The sequence below is a fragment of the Haloarcula sp. KBTZ06 genome, from assembly GCF_048595605.1.
Classification (GTDB): Archaea; Halobacteriota; Halobacteria; order Halobacteriales; family Haloarculaceae; genus Haloarcula; species Haloarcula hispanica.
Genome location: NZ_CP184337.1, coordinates 251,342 through 265,986, shown reverse-complemented (window position 1 = coordinate 265,986; position 14,645 = coordinate 251,342). Strand labels below are relative to the sequence as shown.

Below are 14,645 nucleotides of genomic sequence, written 5' to 3'. Positions count from 1 at the left end.
TGGAAAAGGGAGAGAGTGGTTAACCGAGGATGAAGACGACGACCAGCGCGAGAATGACGAGCGTTTCCGGCAGGACTGTCAGGATGAGCCCACGGCCGAACATGCTCTCGTCTTCTGCGATTGCGCCGACGGCGGCGGCCCCGATCCCACGTTCCGCGTATCCCGAACCGAGCGCAGCCAGCCCGACAGCGAGGGCTGCAGCAGCTTCTCCCGGGATAGCCGGAGCAGCGGCGCCACCTTCTTGCAGTACAGCGTTGACAACGAGTGCGATAGTTTCTATCATGTTGTTGAGATCCTCTCTGAGGTTGCTCGTGTCCGAACAGGCGTATGTGACTCCACGGACTTCATAAAGCTTCCCAAAACACTTCGTCAAGATGCTGTTCCGTGGGTTTAGCCGCGCTCTCAACCACGGTTGTCATCTGGTACCAGCCCCCGAGTACGCGACGGTAGGGCAGTAGCTACCGGAGTACCGACAAATATCGGAAGTAAGGTCGATAGCGGTCAGTCGTCAGTGGTGTAGGTCCGCTCGTAGCCGAACGGGTTGTACCGCTTGCCGCCGCCCTCGAAGAACTTGCCGAAGAACTCCACGTATTCGAGACGCACACCCTGTAGTCCGGCACTGGTGATACCCAGTACGAGGACGAGGAGGTGCCCCAGCACAAGGACGAGCAGTCCACCGACGAGACCAGCGATGCCCGAGTGCATCAGGCCTCCGAACATGACCTCTGTGACTTCGTGGCCGTGGTAGACGCCTTCCTCGAGGTAGTAGCTCGGTGCGTGACTGATACCGAAGTGCCACGCTCCGTCGTCCGTGACGAACACACCGAAGAACAGCAGATTGACCACGAAGGCCATCCCGGCCTTCGCCAGGAGTACTGCTGCCAGTCGCGTGTACGACAGCACGTTCACGAACACGTTGAGGAACTCGACGACTTCGATGGGGTCAGCGAGCGCCAGCAACACGAGGCCAGCGAAAAACACCAGCAACCACGCTGATATCGGGAACCCACCGACACTGAACAGGTCGATAGCCGGGAGCCCGGCGAAGCCGAGCGGGAACGGGTTCCCGGCAAAGATGCCTTCCTCAGCGGTGTAGAGGAAGTCCGGTGCCGAGCCCGCTGCGCCGGAGAACACCCAGGCCCAGAGGCCAAACAGCATCAGGAGCCAGGAGCCGCTCTCGGTGACGGCGTCCCAGAGGCCGTGGTTCAGGTTCTCGATGAAGTCGAACGTCCACCCCACAGCGAGGTGGAGCATCCCGGCCAGCAGACTCAGCGTCAGCCACCCGATCGCGTACTCGCCGTACGCCGGCTGCAGTCCCTTGTGGAACGGCGCCCCTTCGAACCCGAGGGCAGGCCACACGACGTTCGAGATTGTGTGCAGGCCGAAGATCTCGCCGTACAGCAGGCCAAACAGCATCGTGAATCCACCGGCCCACATTCCGACACCCCCGAGGCTTTTCAGCACATCGCTGTCAACCGCTGAGTACAGCCCGTAGCCGAGCGCGAGGTACAGCAGTCCATACCCGACGTCACCGATCATGAACCCGAAGAAGGCCGGGAACGTCAGGAAGAAGGCGACCGTCGGGTCGAACTCGCCGTACTTCGGCCGGTTGACGACCTCGACGAGGTCCTCGAACGGCTTGACGCCTTTCGGGTTGTCCTGAATGACTGGCGGCGCGTCGTCACCCATCGTGATGACGCCACCGTCAGCGACGGTTTCCTGCGGTTGGCGCTCGCTCTCCGGTTCGGGAGCATCGACGGAGCTTCCGACGGGTTCGCCGCCGTTGCCGCCTTCCCGCTCGACTTCTTCGTGGGACTCTGCGTGCCCCTCGCTGTCGTACTCGGCGATTTCGATCCTGTCGATGTCGACAGCGTCGCCGACAGTACTCGAAAGGGCCCGCTCGAACTCCTCGTAGCGCTCGTTCGGAATCCAGCCCTCGGCGATGAAGGCGTTTTCCGTCGTTGCGAAGGTGAGCGGCGCTTCGCCCTTCTGGGCCTCGATAGCCAGTTTCTCCTCGGCCGCGAGCAGGAACCCGGCGTGGTCGAGTCGGAGTTCGTTGAGTTCGTCCTCGACGGTCGAGAGCTTCGATTCGAGCTGCTGTTTCTCGTGTTCCAGCTCTTCGAGATACGCCGTCGGGTCGCCGTCGCCGTCGGGGATTTCGAGTCGGGAGAACGTCGCCCCGACGAGCGCGTCCTGCAGGGCGTCTTCTTCGGCCTGTGCGAACACGGCGACGATGCCGTCCTCGGTGAACAGTTCGAACGTCCCGACGTCGCTGTCTGCGAGGACAGCCTCGATCTCGTCGCTGTCGCCCTCGCCGACAACGACGGACAGCGAGTCGTAGCCACGGAGCAGGTCGAGGTCGATGCCGAGCGTGACGAACGGCGCCATCGTGTTGATACGGTCCTCGACGGCCCGGAGTTCGTCACGGACCTCGTCGCGTCGGTCGTCGAGTTCGTTGACCTCGGTTCGGACTGTTTCGAGTTGGTCCTCGATCGCGTCGTCTGTGACGACCCGCGTCGGACCGGCGTCCTCCTCGCTGACACCCAGAATGGACTGCAGCGAGCGAACCGTGACGAGCTTGTCCGAGACCTCGTTGGTTCCGTCGAGCGAGTTCCCGGGTTCGAATCCGTCCCAGGAGCCGTCATACTCGGTGACGTGGAGCATATCGAGGTCGTGGACGGCCTCAATAGTCTGCTCCATCGCGCGTTTCGACCCCGTCACCGAGACGCGGCACATCTTCTCAGGTCTGAGCATGCACCGCCTCCTCGAACAGGTCTGTGACGTATTCGACTACCTCGTCGATCTGTTCACTGGCCTGCTGTTCGAGGTCGTCGCGAGCGCTCTCACCGTCTTCGATGATCTGCTCGCGCTCGGCCTCGATCTCTTCGCGAGCCGCTTCGAGACGGTCTTCGGCGGCCGCCTCGGCCTCTTCCCGCGCGGATTCGCGGATCTCCTCGGCCTCATCGCGAGCCTCCGCGATGCGGTCTTCGCGGTCTTGTTCGGCCTCTGCGACGATCTCGTCGGCCTCCTGCTCGGCCTCCTGTATCCTGTCAAGAACTTCTGGCCGTGGCATTCTCTAATCATGTGAGCGTTGCCAGAGCGGCTATTTGGTAGTTGCGAAGTTTCCCCGTGTGATAGAGCGGCCAAAATCCGGGGAATTATGACCGCCAAGTCCTAAGCTGGCAGTAATGGGAGTCCTCGAGAACAAGGCCCGCGCGCGGACGTTCTACAAGTATCTCTCGAAGGTGTACGACCAGATCAACCCCTTCATCTGGGACGAGCGGATGCGCGACGAGGCGATTGCGATGCTCGATCTTTCGCCCGACGACAAGGTCCTCGATGTCGGCTGTGGCACCGGCTTCGCCACCGAGGGGCTGCTCGAACACGTCGATACGGTGTACGGGCTCGACCAGAGCCCCCACCAGCTCTCGAAAGCGTTCGAGAAGTTCGGCAAGTTCGGCGACGTGCGCTATCATCTCGGTGACGCCGAGCGACTCCCGTTCAAGGACGACAGTTTCGATGCGGTGTGGTCCTCGGGGTCCATCGAGTACTGGCCCAACCCCGTCGACGCGCTTGCGGAGTGTCGCCGACTGACCAAACCCGGTGGCAAGGTCCTCATCGTCGGCCCCGACTACCCGAACTCGACTGTCTTCCAGAAGATGGCCGACGCCATCATGCTGTTTTACGACGAAGAGGAAGCCGACCGGATGTTCACTGAGGCCGGATTCGAGGAGTTCGAACACCACATCCAGCAGTCCCGACCAGGTAGTCCGCGAGCGATTACGACGATTGCAGAAGTACCCGAGTAAGCCCTTCAGCCACGAGCAAAGCGAGTAGCCGCTTTTTCGCCCACGTTTTTGCGGTGAGCGGTAACCGGAGGTTACCCGAGCCGGAAAAAGGTGGTCCGGCAGTCCCGACCAGGTAGTCCGCGAGCGATTACGACGATTGCAGAAGTACCAGAGTAACAGCGACCATAGAGCCGCTTTCTTCCGTGCTACGCCGATCCACTGACGGGAACCCGTACTCGGTCGCCGTCCTGTGTGGTGACGGTAACCGTGTACTCTCCACGGGGTTCGACAGTCCAGAGAGAGCCGTCTGTACCGGTCGTCCCGATCCGTTTACCGTTTATCCTGACAGTCGCATCCGCCGTGGATCCCGTACTGTTGTCGCTGACCGTGACGAGCAGCGGTCCGGACTCGAAGGACTGCTCGACTCGGACGCGAACTGACTGGTTCACGTTCGTCGCTACTTCCGACCGGTCGACTGTCGTCAGTTCGAGGTGCTGGGTTTCGTAGAAGACATTCGTCGTGCCGCCGTCGAGATAGGCCGTTAGCTGTCCGTTCGAGTGATCGGCCTGAATCTGGTAGATGGCACTCCGGCCGTACGTCTGGACGGACGGGTACTGTTCGCTGTAGAGCCACGGGTAGAGAGTCTCCGCCCGCGTGTTGACCGCACGGAGGGAGTCGTTGGTCCGGGCGAACTGGTCGATTGCCGTCTGTTCGCGGTCCTGTCCGAGATACGTCTCACGCGTGTACCGACCGTCTGCGACCGTCGACAGCATGTACCCCTCGGACGAAACCTCGACGTATACCGTGTTCGGCTCGGTATTACCGGCGGTTTCAGCGCTGATACGCTGACTAATCGGGCCACGGGACGTCTTGAGCACGCCCCTGTTGTTTTCCAGCCGGAAGCGCTGGTTCGGTGACAGTGAGTAGTCCGGTGCGGTACCAGCGGTCGCCCGAATCCGGTCGAGTCGGGTGGCCAGTTGACGTGACTCTGCGTCGAGCAGCGCCCGCTGTCGCAGGAACTCCCTAGCGGTTATCGCACCGTTTGCGTACTGCTGGATCGCGATCTGATTCCGTTGTTCCAGACTCGTTCGCTTGCTTTCGATGTTGGTCAATGTCTCGTCGACGAGGCGGTCGCGGGCGGCCTCGCTGTCCTGCTGGAAGAACTTCCGTTCGAACGTCGTCGTCGCGTAGTCGCTCCGCAGGTCACTGGATCCGGCTGCAACCGCGACGCCGACATCGATCGACGATTGGTTGTACGTCGTCGACCTGACGTCGCTGGCCGGGATAGTGAGATGGTTCGTCGTGTTGTCGACAACCGTGATCTGTGGCAACTGATCGCTGCCGTCAGCGGTCTGGGCCGGCGAGGCGAACCCAGTCACTGGGGCAGCCACGGAGACGACCATGAGGAGGATCACACCGACTGCGGGGAGGGGACGCATCAGCATCGAATACTCGCCCACCGTACAAAAATCTCCCCATTCTCCATGTATCAATAATGACCTGAGAAGCCACGAGACCTTTCAAAGCGTCCGCTGACGTTTTATTCTCGGATGGAAAGGGTTTTGCCCCCAGAACGTTCATCGGTGAACGAGAATGACCCCGCGGGTATCAGGTGCCCTCCTCCTCCTTGTCCTGTTTGCCCTGTTGGCGACCCCGCCGCTTGCGACAGCGGCGGCAACAGATACCGTCCCCGCCCAGCAGACGACCGGGACGCCGACACCGGTCGCGGAGAACACGACGTTCGCTCTCCAGATCCAATCGAACGGCGATGCCAAGTGGACGATAACAGACACCTACGCGCTCGACGAATCCGAAACTGAGTGGTTTAGGAACACCGGTGAGCAGTTCGCCAGCGAGGACACCGAGGCAGTGTGGCTGCCGTCGTTCCGGGAAGCGAGCGACGAGGCCAGTGCCGTCACCGGCCGCGAGATGGAGATTACCGACGTCGACCGTCGGTACGAGGTGTCAGACCGCAAGGGGCAACTGATCCTCGAGTTTACGTGGACGAACTTCGCAGTCGTCACCGGCGAGAACATCGTCGTCGGGGACGCGTTCAATTCAACGGACGGTACGTGGTTCGGGACGCTAACTGCGGACCAGCGACTCGTTATCTCGCCACCGCCTGAGTACGGGGTGGAGAGCGCCCCGAGCGCCGTCGACGACGGAAAGCTGGTTTTCGAAGGACGGCGGACGTTCGAGCCGGGGTACCTGTCCGTCGTGTACACTGGCGAACAACCGGATACCCAGACGCCGGCAGAAACCCCTGGATCGATGTTCGGCGGCGTCGACTCGACCTGGATCGGCGGGGTCGTGCTGATGGTGCTGCTCGTCGGGGCCGTCGGTTACATGTTCAAGACCGGATACACTGACGCGCTGCCATCGGTTGCTGCCGGGACCGACGACGACGGAGACGACAGTACCGGGACGGCAGCCCCGGTGAGCGACACCACAGCCTCGGACGACGTCGACGTCGAACTGCTGAGCGACGAGGAACGCGTCGAACGGCTCCTGGAAGAAAACGGCGGACGGATGAAGCAGGCTCGCATCGTCTCCGAGACCGGGTGGTCGAACGCGAAGGTGTCGCAGTTGCTCTCAGCGATGGACGAGGAGGGCCGCATCGACAAACTCCGTATCGGTCGGGAGAACCTCATTTCGTTCCCGGACGAAGAGATCACCGACTTCGACGAGTAACTGTCCGGACTATTTGACTGTAAACGAGCCGGGCGTGGTTTCTGGTTCGAAAACGTTTATTCGCTGTCCGGTCGGACGTCTCAGCATGAAAATCCTTGTCACGGTGAAGGAGGTGGCAGCCGTCGACGACGAGTTCGAGATCGACGGACTCGCTATCGACGACCGGTACGTCACAGCCGACCTCAACGAGTGGGACGAGTACGCTGTCGAAGCGGCCGTCCAGATAAAGGAGGCCCACGACGACGTCGAGGTCGTCACCGCCACTATCGGCCCGTCCGAGACGGACGAAACGATCCGGCAAGCGCTGGCGAAAGGGGCCGACCGAGCGATCCGTGTCTGGGACGACGCACTCGATGACGCCGGCCTGCTGGACCCCGAAACGAAGGCCCAAGTGCTGGCCGCCGTCGCTGCCGAGGAAGACCCCGATCTGGTGCTGACCGGTGTCCAGTCCGCCGACGACGGGTTCGGGGCGACCGGCGTCACGCTGGCCGACAAACTCGACATGGAGTGGGGCGCTGTCGTCAACGACCTCGACCTCGATCTGGAGGCAGGAGTCGCGAGCGTCCACCGGGAACTGGAAGGCGGCGTCGAGGAACTCACCGACATCGAGATTCCGGCCGTCCTGACGATACAGACCGGGATCAACGACCCACGCTACGCGAGCCTTCGGGGCATCCGGCAGGCCCAGAGCAAGGAGCTCGCGGAGTACAGCCTGGCGGATATCGGCCTCGACGCGGCCGGGATCGAGAGCCCGCTGGAACAGACCTCGCTATACGAGCCCGAAACCGAGGGCGAGGCGACGGTGTTCGAGGGGAGTCCCGAAGAGACGGCGACCGAGTTGGCTGAACTGCTCGCGGAGAAGGGGGTGACCAGCTAATGTCGGTCCTCGCTATCGCCGAACACCGGCGTGGGGAGCTCCGACCGGTGAGCTTAGAACAGTTAGCAGCCGGTCGCGATCTCGCCGACGAACTCGGCGGCAAGCTACACACCGCCGTCATCGGCGGTGACGTCGAGGCGTTCGGGGCAGAGCTGAACCGCGAGGGCGTCGACACCGTCCACACCGTCGATATCGGCGAGGAGTTCAACCACGACGTGTACACGCAGGTCGTCACCCAACTGGCCACGGAGCTGGACCCGACCGTCCTCCTGATGCCCAACAGCGTCAACGGCCTCGATTACGCGCCGGCAGTCGCCAACCGGCTGGACCGGCCGCTCGTGACCGACGTAGTCGACATCGACGCCGAGGACGGCCTCACTGCAACCAGAGAACTGTACGGCTCGAAAGCCGAAACGACAATCGACGTCCACGCCGACCAGGCGGCCGTGACCATCCGTCCGGCTGAGTGGCCGACCATCGAAGCGGACGGGGATGCTGCCATCGAGGCGTTCGACGCGACCATCGACGAGAGTGCCATCAGGTCGACCGTGAAAGGCTTCGAGGAGGTCGGCGGTGGCGATATCGACATCACGGACGCGGACGTGCTGGTGTCCGTCGGCCGCGGTATCGAAGAAGAAGAGAACCTGGATATCATCCACGACCTCGCTGAGGCGCTGGACGCGACGGTGTCGGGTTCGCGGCCGCTCATCGATAACGGCTGGCTGGCGAAGGACCGCCAGGTCGGCCAGAGCGGGAAGGTCGTCACACCAGACGTGTACATCGCTATCGGCATCTCCGGAGCCGTCCAGCACGTCGCCGGGATGAAGGGCTCGGACACGATTGTCGCCATCAACACCGACCCGAACGCACCGATCTTCGATATCGCCGACTACGGCATTCAGGACGACTTATTCGAGGTCGTCCCGGCACTTATCGAGCAGTTCCAGTAGCCACGATACACTGAATCGCGGGTGACAAGGTACTTTTTATGGTAGTCCTAAGGGAGCGGTAATGGAGTATCTCGAGCGCCGGCGGGACCGGGTCGAGGAGCGGTTGGAGGCTGTCCTCGACAGCGTGGAGCCGGACGAACTCGCAGACGAAGTGCGTCATGTGGCGCTTTCCGGGGGGAAGCGGGTGCGGCCGACGGTGACAGTGCTGGTGTGTGAGGCGCTGGGCGGGGAGCCGGCCGATGCCGTCGATTTCGCGGTCGGCATCGAGCTCGTCCACAACGCCTCGCTGGTCATCGACGACATCATCGACGAGTCAGAACTCCGGCGGGGGTCCCCGGCTGCCTGGGAAGCCTTCGGCCACGGCCCGGCCATCATCGCCTCCGATGGCCTACTCGGCGAAGCGTTCAATCTCTTTTCGACGGACGAGCGCGCCATGCAGACCGTCTCCGAGTCGATGGTCGAACTGGGCGAGGGCGAGGCGATGGAACTGGTTGCGGAGCCCTCCAACGAGAAGGAGTACATGGAACTGGCCCGCCGAAAGACCGGGGCGCTGTTCCGCGCTGCGGCGGAACTTGGAGCTATCGCCGCCGACTCGGACCCGTACACGGTTGAGGCGGTCGGTCAGTACGCTGAACGGGTTGGCGTCGCCTTCCAGATGCGCGACGACGTACTCGATGCGACGGCCGACGCCGAAACGCTGGGCAAGCCGGCCGGGACCGACGCGGAGATGGAGCGGCCGTCGCTGGTGGAAGTGACGGAACTGACGACCGAGGAGGCAAACGAGCGAGCGCGGGCCGAGTCCGACGCCGCGCTGGAGTCGCTGTCGACCATCGACGCCCCGGAGTCCCAGTCGATGGAGTACCTGCGGGACCTCGCGGAGTTCGTCGTTGTCCGCGAACGGTGAGGACCGATCCGAACGGGAGGGCTTTTGCCCGCTGCTCGATTACGCCCGGCAATGACAGTTATCGGTATCGTCGGGCTGCCGGGCAGCGGGAAAAGCGAGGCAGCGAACGTCGCCGCCGAGATGGGCGTGCCGGTCGTGACGATGGGCGACGTCATCCGCGAGGAGTGCCGCGACCGCGGGCTTGACCCCGCGACAGACCACGGGACGGTCGCGAAGGCGCTCCGAGAGGAGAACGGCCCCGCCGCTATCGCCGAGCGCTCGCTACCGATGATCGAGGCAGAACTCGAATCGAACGACACCGTCCTCGTCGACGGTATCCGGTCGGACGTAGAGGTCGAAGCGTTCGAATCGGCGTTCGGCGACACGTTCCTACTCGTCGAGGTAGACGCTCCGTTCGAACTGCGGGCCGACCGCCTCGACCTCCGTGGACGGGACACCTCGGCGGAGGACGGCGGCGAATCGCTCGAGGACCGCGACGCTCGCGAACTCGGCTTCGGAATGGGCGAGGCCATGGAGATGGCCGACCTGACCATCGAAAACACGGAGACGCTGGCCGCGTTCCAGCGGACTGTTCGTACACTGATTCGGGACGGTCCGGAGGCACTCGACCAATGAGCGCCGTCTACTCCGTCGACATCCGAATCGAAGTCCCCGTCAACGACACTGAAGTGACCGACCGGGTCGCTGACGCGGTCCGGAATCTCTTCCCTGAGGCTGACCCGACTCACCAGCAGGGTGCACTCGTCGCCGAAGTCCACACGATGGACGGGTTTTCCGAGCTGCTCCACCGGCGGGAAATCCTGGATACAGCCCGGTCGGTCTTCTTCGATAATCTAGAGGGCGACACCTTCGCGTTCGACGTGAAGAAGCAAGCGGCGTTCGAAGGCCGAATCAACTTCGCGGTCGGTGACCCCTCTGAACTGGGCGACATCCATGTGAACGTGACCGTCCACGAACCGACGGCCGAGGAGTACATCGACTACGTCGCGCCGCCGACCGAGGACGGCCAGCCGGTCTACGACGAGGAGACATGACGACGACCATCTGTTTCGACCTCGACGACACGGTCGTCCACTACCCGGAGCCGTACAAGAACATCATCCGCCGGACGTTCGAGGCCCACGGTATCGAGTACACGGACGAGCTACGGGCCGTTAGCAAGGACGTGTTTTACACGGCCTTTGAGGCGCTGGAGCCGGAGCCGTACCGGCAGTCGATGGCCGCCGTCGTCGAAGCGGCCGGGGCAGACGTGGACCTCGATGCACTGGTCGAGACGCTCAGAGAGACCGAATACGCATCGACGACCGTGCCCGAGGCGGCCCGGGATAGCCTGACCGCACTCGCTGCCGACAACCAGCTCGCGATTGTCACCAACGGCATCCGGGAGCGCCAGCTCGGCAAGCTCGACCACCACGGGCTAACCGACCTGTTCGACCGCTTCGTCGCCTCCTACGAGGTTGGCGCACACAAGCCGGACAGCGCACCGTTCGACCGGGTCCGAGAGGAACTGCCGGCCGACGAGTACGTGATGGTCGGCAACGAGTACGAAACCGACGTGGAAGGGGCCCGCAACGCCGGCTTCGTGCCGATTCACTACGAGTCGGGCGACGACGGCGGGCCGGACCTCTGGGATTCTATCGACGCGCTGGTGTAGCACATACAACTGCCGGCACAGAACGCCGTGGGTATCAGAGGCGGTCAGCCGGCGGTTTCAGGCCAGAAGGGCGGTGAGGATGATGCCGGTGTTCCACGCCGTCACCACGACGCCCAGCAGCGCCAGTCCGAGCGGGACACCGATGGAGTACGGCCAGGAGACGTACTTCCAGATGGCGAAAAAGCCCACGAACACGGCGGCTTTCAGGCCAGTCAGCACCAGCAGTGCGTGCTGTTCCAGCAGTAGCTTGACGACCGGACTGAGCTCTGTCACGCCGGTAATGCTGTAGCCGACGAGCGTCGTGACGAGGTCGCCGACGCCGAAGAAGGCGACGGCAACCACCCACAGGGCGACGGCGGTGTTCGACGGGCCGGTGAGTCGGGCGGGCTGCCGCCAGTTCATAGCCCCCGCTACTGCTCCACAGCACTTCGTTAGTGGTAGCTTCAATGACAACTGCAGTGGTAAGCTGCTCTTTCGACCGCTGGGCCTGTCGTACTGTGCTGAGCGCCGAGTCAGCGTAGAGAGACAGTGCGTCGGGGTGTTCCCGTCCGAAGTGAGCAGATACTGCGGGTAATCTCCTCTTTCCAAACGGGATTTCCTGAAGGAACAGCGACCGCGCTACCGCTGGGAGCACATGGACAAATTCAGAGCCCGCTCACGAATATCGCGAGCCACTCACCGAGTTCGCGGCGCTTGCTGACCCGGACCGACTCGACCCACTTCACCCACTGGAAGCCACGGCGGCCCGGTGCGACGAGTCGGAGCGGGTAGCCGTGCCCGTGGGCCAGGCGCTCGCCGTCGACGTGGGTGGCCAGCACGGCATCGCGGGCCTCCGACAGCGGGAGGCTCCACCGGTAGCCGGTCACCGAGCGGAACTGGACCCACGCCGCCGCGTCGTCGGGGTCAACGGCGTCGAGCAGGTCACCGACCCGAACGCCCTGCCACTCGTGGCCGGAGTACCAGCCGCTCGTACAGTCAAGTATCGCCGATTCGGTCGCGTCCGGCGAGAGTTCGTCGGCGGCGTAGCTGGTCTCCTGAGCGACTCGGCCGGCAACCGACAGCGACCAGTCGGCCGCGTCGACCGGGTCCGGGTCGTCGGCGACCCAACTGGTGACGGGGTACCGGTTGCCGTCGTCAGTCCCTTCCTCCCGCGAACCGGTGTACCGGCGGTCCGCGCCGGCCGAGTCGAGCGCGTCGTTGACTGGCCCCTGAACTCGCCAGAGGAGCGCGCCGGCAGTCACCAGCCCGGCGTACCGGAGGACGTCCCGGCGGCCGCCACGGGTGGCCTGTCTTGGAGAGTAGAACCGAGCACGGAGATGCACCAGTAGCAGTGGCGGGACCAGCAGGCCGAGCGCGACGTGCAGGTGAAACAGCCCCCACGGCCCGAGGTCGAGCGTGCCGCCGAATATCCACCAGACGCCGGTGCCGAGCGCGCCCAGCGCGACTGCCGCCAGGACGACCGAGAGGACGCGAGTCCCGGTCAGCCGCGACGGAGCGACGCGGTGGGAAACGCGGTGGAGCTTCACCGGCAGGAGGAGGATCAGCACGACGCCGGAGAGTGCGTGGATGTCGATTATCCACGCGCTGCTGGGGATGCCTGCGAAGATGGTGGCGACACCGGTGGCAAGCAGCGTCGCCACCGCCGCGAACAGCCCCCAGTCGACCGCCCGTGGCGTGGGCGTCAGCCGGCGGATGGCCATGCTATCGGTTAGCACTGGAACGGTTTATACTGCCATCCCTGCGTAGCGGCGTCAGTACGACTGCCGCAGGACCGTCTCGCCGCTGGCGTTCCGGACGACGACAGTGTCGCCGTCGTTGTTCCAGACCGCCCCGTTCCGGCCCCAGTACCGTTCCGTGTCAGTGTCGGTTCCGCTTCCGGTGTAGAGGGTCACCGACGCGTTCGGGTCGAGGGTCAGGTCCGTGAACGCGTACTGGTGGCCGGCTTCGTCGCTGACTGTCCACCCGGAAAGGTCGAGAGCCGCGTCACCGGTGTTCGTGAGCGTGACGTACTCGTCGTTCAGGTTCTCGTTGTCGTTGCCCGTCGCATCGGGATGGATTTCCGCGATTTCGACGCCGCTGGCACTCTCGGTCCCGCCGTCGGCGATAGCCGTGTGGGTCACTGCGTCCGGGTCCGTACAGCGCCAGAGCCCGCGTCGGTCGGAGCGGGCAGCGTCCTCGGCCACGTAGAATCGGTCGGTGCGGGAGAATTCACTGTCGTATACCCTCGCATGACCAGTCTCGACGAGTCGGTAGTTGAACAGCGTCCCGTCGAGGACGACGTAGGCCAGCAGTCGGTCGTAGTAGCCGCGGCGGTCCAGATTCTGGTCGAACGCGAGCCCGACTGTCTCGCCCAGCAGTTGTTGCTTGGCGAGCGACGACGCGTTTGTGCCGGCCCTGCGGAGGCAGGACGCACCGGCGTCGGTCTCGGGGACGCCCTCGAACTCCGCGGGGTCGTTCTCTGTGTGGACTTCGGGCGTGTCGACACCGACCAGTCGGACCGTGTCACCAGTCCCGTTCTCGTAGGCGACCTGTATCGTATCGCCGTCGACGACAGCCGTGACGGTCACGGTGACAGCGGGCTCCGGAACGTCGACTGCTGACTGGCTGTCAACGGCGGTCCCCGCGGGCTGAGACGGAGAAGTAGTGAAGCCGCTGCAGCCGGCAGCGACCACGAGGACGACGACGAGACCGAACGCGAGCCGACGCATTGTCGAGATGTCGGTGGCCGGCGACACAAGGGTGCCGGTGTCGTCGGGCGGACTGTTATACGTCTGCCATGTCTGGGTTCCGGTAGGATGCTCGTCCCGCTACCAGTCAGAGATATCATGCGGACGCCGGTCAAAACGATCAGCCCCGACGCTCCGGTCATCGAGGCGGCTCAACGCCTCCGCGACGAGGATATCGGCTCGCTCGTCGTCGAGGACGATGGCGGCTGTGTCGGCATCATCACGGAGAGCGACATCGTCGCCGTCACCGCAGCCGAGGGAGATACCAGAGCGCTGTCGGTCAGCGACGTAATGACCGAGACGCTGTTGACGGTCACGCCCGACGCGGACATCGAAACGGCCGTGGATCGGCTGCGGACGAACAACATCAAGAAACTGCCCGTCGTCGAGGACGGGTCTCTCGTCGGCATCGTCACGACGACCGACCTCTCGGACTATATCCCGCACCTCTCGCGGGCAAGGGGAGCGTTCGACGACCAGACCCAGCGAAAGCGGTTCACCCGGCCGGACACGCTGTACGAGAACGAGGACTGGACGTTCGAGAGCTACGGGACCGCCGACGGTATCGACGTGGGTGACCACGTCCAGTTCAGCAAGACGATATCCAAGGCCGATGTGGAGGCCTTCGCCGAGGCGAGCGGCGACACGAACAGACTCCACCTCGACGCGGCGTTCGCCGAGGGGACGCGCTTCGGCCGCCGGATCGCCCACGGAACGCTCGTTTCCGGAATTATCAGTGCAGCCCTGGCACGACTCCCCGGGCTGACAATCTACCTCTCCCAGGAACTGAGCTATCAGGGGCCCGTCGACATCGACGAGGAAGTCACGGCCCACTGCGAAGTCGTCGAGCGCATCAAGGACAACCGGTTCCGCCTGGCCACGGCCGTTGACGATTCAGAGGGGAACTGCGTCATCGAGGGCGACGCCGTCGTCATCTCCGACCCGATTCCGGACACAGCCTGAGCCGACAGTCGGGCGCATCCTGTCACGTTCGAACAGGGCTGCTCGGACAGAACTCCCACCGCGTTTCATGTTTTGTGTTACCAAATAACAAT

At 63.7% G+C, this 14,645-nt stretch carries 16 protein-coding genes; 9 read left to right on the top strand and 7 right to left on the bottom strand.

Features of this window, described 5'->3' with window-relative positions:
• Positions 1–19: 19 nt before the first annotated feature.
• From ACNO8S_RS01420 to ahaH, 3 genes are all read right to left on the bottom strand, one after another.
• Complete coding sequence (locus ACNO8S_RS01420) at positions 20–283, bottom strand: F0F1 ATP synthase subunit C (protein WP_008311113.1); 264 nt, start codon at positions 281–283, stop codon at positions 20–22.
• 218 nt (positions 284–501) lie between these two features.
• The gene (locus ACNO8S_RS01415) at positions 502–2,754 is read right to left on the bottom strand and encodes a V-type ATP synthase subunit I (protein ID WP_050037489.1); all 2,253 of its coding nucleotides are present in this window, start codon (positions 2,752–2,754) and stop codon (positions 502–504) included.
• Positions 2,741–3,073: an ATP synthase archaeal subunit H gene (gene ahaH, locus ACNO8S_RS01410; protein ID WP_129755962.1), complete on the bottom strand. Its 333-nt coding sequence runs from the start codon at positions 3,071–3,073 to the stop codon at positions 2,741–2,743. The genes ACNO8S_RS01415 and ahaH overlap by 14 nt, the downstream gene beginning before the upstream one ends.
• 115 nt (positions 3,074–3,188) lie before the next feature.
• On the opposite strand from ahaH, the gene ACNO8S_RS01405 reads away from it, so the two are divergent.
• Complete coding sequence (locus tag ACNO8S_RS01405; RefSeq protein WP_008311118.1) at positions 3,189–3,809, top strand: methyltransferase domain-containing protein; 621 nt, start codon at positions 3,189–3,191, stop codon at positions 3,807–3,809.
• A gap of 185 nt (positions 3,810–3,994) precedes the next feature.
• On the opposite strand, the gene ACNO8S_RS01400 is transcribed toward ACNO8S_RS01405, so the two are convergent.
• On the bottom strand, positions 3,995–5,227 hold the full coding sequence (locus ACNO8S_RS01400) for a DUF7096 domain-containing protein (RefSeq protein WP_023843112.1): 1,233 nt from the start codon (positions 5,225–5,227) through the stop codon (positions 3,995–3,997).
• Positions 5,228–5,381: 154 nt separating this feature from the next.
• On the opposite strand from ACNO8S_RS01400, the gene ACNO8S_RS01395 reads away from it, so the two are divergent.
• The 7 genes from ACNO8S_RS01395 (at position 5,382) to ACNO8S_RS01365 (ending at position 10,864) form a co-directional block, all read left to right on the top strand.
• The gene (locus ACNO8S_RS01395; RefSeq protein ID WP_014039403.1) at positions 5,382–6,479 is read left to right on the top strand and encodes a helix-turn-helix transcriptional regulator; all 1,098 of its coding nucleotides are present in this window, start codon (positions 5,382–5,384) and stop codon (positions 6,477–6,479) included.
• Between the two features lie 85 nt (positions 6,480–6,564).
• Entirely contained in the window at positions 6,565–7,356 is a 792-nt protein-coding gene (locus tag ACNO8S_RS01390) for an electron transfer flavoprotein subunit beta/FixA family protein (RefSeq protein ID WP_008311121.1), read from the top strand.
• Positions 7,356–8,306: an electron transfer flavoprotein subunit alpha/FixB family protein gene (locus ACNO8S_RS01385; protein ID WP_420182363.1), complete on the top strand. Its 951-nt coding sequence runs from the start codon at positions 7,356–7,358 to the stop codon at positions 8,304–8,306. Before ACNO8S_RS01390 ends, ACNO8S_RS01385 begins: the two co-directional genes overlap by 1 nt.
• 61 nt (positions 8,307–8,367) lie before the next feature.
• Positions 8,368–9,210, top strand: a complete 843-nt coding sequence (locus ACNO8S_RS01380; protein ID WP_004594002.1) for a polyprenyl synthetase family protein — start codon at positions 8,368–8,370, stop codon at positions 9,208–9,210.
• 51 nt (positions 9,211–9,261) lie between these two features.
• Positions 9,262–9,825, top strand: coding sequence for an AAA family ATPase (locus ACNO8S_RS01375; RefSeq protein WP_050037486.1), 564 nt, complete (start codon positions 9,262–9,264; stop codon positions 9,823–9,825).
• A complete protein-coding gene (locus tag ACNO8S_RS01370; protein WP_014039400.1) occupies positions 9,822–10,244 on the top strand; it encodes an RNA-binding domain-containing protein in 423 nt (140 codons plus the stop codon). The genes ACNO8S_RS01375 and ACNO8S_RS01370 overlap by 4 nt, the downstream gene beginning before the upstream one ends.
• Positions 10,241–10,864 (top strand): HAD family hydrolase, encoded by a 624-nt coding sequence (locus ACNO8S_RS01365; RefSeq protein WP_420182362.1) that lies wholly within the window; start codon positions 10,241–10,243, stop codon positions 10,862–10,864. Before ACNO8S_RS01370 ends, ACNO8S_RS01365 begins: the two co-directional genes overlap by 4 nt.
• A gap of 57 nt (positions 10,865–10,921) precedes the next feature.
• Here ACNO8S_RS01365 and ACNO8S_RS01360 read toward each other — a convergent pair whose 3' ends face one another.
• From ACNO8S_RS01360 to ACNO8S_RS01350, 3 genes are all read right to left on the bottom strand, one after another.
• The gene (locus ACNO8S_RS01360; RefSeq protein WP_014039398.1) at positions 10,922–11,266 is read right to left on the bottom strand and encodes a hypothetical protein; all 345 of its coding nucleotides are present in this window, start codon (positions 11,264–11,266) and stop codon (positions 10,922–10,924) included.
• A 242-nt stretch (positions 11,267–11,508) separates the two neighbouring features.
• Positions 11,509–12,564 (bottom strand): molybdopterin-dependent oxidoreductase, encoded by a 1,056-nt coding sequence (locus ACNO8S_RS01355; RefSeq protein WP_146418001.1) that lies wholly within the window; start codon positions 12,562–12,564, stop codon positions 11,509–11,511.
• A gap of 51 nt (positions 12,565–12,615) precedes the next feature.
• Positions 12,616–13,572, bottom strand: coding sequence for a lamin tail domain-containing protein (locus tag ACNO8S_RS01350; RefSeq protein ID WP_044952137.1), 957 nt, complete (start codon positions 13,570–13,572; stop codon positions 12,616–12,618).
• An 87-nt stretch (positions 13,573–13,659) separates the two neighbouring features.
• Between ACNO8S_RS01350 and ACNO8S_RS01345 the strand changes: the two genes are divergently transcribed.
• The gene (locus ACNO8S_RS01345) at positions 13,660–14,553 is read left to right on the top strand and encodes a CBS domain-containing protein (RefSeq protein WP_014039395.1); all 894 of its coding nucleotides are present in this window, start codon (positions 13,660–13,662) and stop codon (positions 14,551–14,553) included.
• Positions 14,554–14,645 lie beyond the last annotated feature (92 nt).